At 44.8% G+C, this 875-nt stretch carries 1 pseudogene; it reads left to right on the top strand.

The features are described from left to right. Positions 1 to 875 (top strand): annotated as a pseudogene (locus tag D8792_RS10825) (alpha-amylase family glycosyl hydrolase); the annotation flags it as partial.

An 875-nucleotide genomic window follows, 5' to 3' on the forward strand; every position in this document is an offset into this window, starting at 1 on the left:
CGGAGTTTGGTCGGTGGAAGTGCCAGAAGATTTAGCTGGCAAGGCCTACCAGTATCATGTTCATTTTGAAAACCAGCATTTTTTGACGCGCGATCCTTCCTTATACAATCGCCACCAGTCCTGATGGCAAGCGCTCAGCTATTGTTGCTGAACAGGACAAGACTGTTGCTGGTTTTAAGGTATGTCAAGGCAAGGAGGCAACTTGGCGTTTAGATAATCCGAATCAGGCGGTCATCTATGAGATGCATATCCGAGATATTAGCAAATCGCCTAGTTCAGGTGTCGCAGAGCATTTGCGAGGGACTTTTTTAGGTGCTTGTCAACGTGGCACTAGAAATAGTCAGGAAGATCAGACTACTTTTGATTACATTCGCAATCTAGGTATCAATGTCGTACAGCTCCAGCCGGTTTCTGACCGACACAAGGACTATGACGAAAATGGCCAAGTTACTTATAACTGGGGCTATGATCCACAGAACTACAATGCACCAGAAACCAGTTTTTCTTCTAATCCAGATGATCCGGGTCAGGCCATCCGAGATTTGAAAACCATGATTCAGGCTTACCACGATGCAGGGATTTCTGTGACCTTGGATGTGGTTTACAATCATATTTATTCGACCTTTGACTCAGCCTTTCAGTCAACGGTTCCCGATTATTACTACCGGATGAATCCCAACGGTTCTTTCCAAAACGGTACCGGAGTTGGCAGCGAGACGGCCAGTGAGCATGAAATGTTCCGCAAATTCATGATTGATTCACTTCGTTATTGGGTAGAAGAATTCAATGTGGATGGCTTCCGTTTTGATCTGATGGGAATCCATGATGTCACCACCATGAATATCATCCGAGAAGAAATGGATAAAATTGATCCA

Origin of the sequence: Streptococcus cristatus (genome assembly GCF_003943505.1) — a bacterium.
Lineage (GTDB): Bacteria > Bacillota > Bacilli > Lactobacillales > Streptococcaceae > Streptococcus > Streptococcus cristatus_E.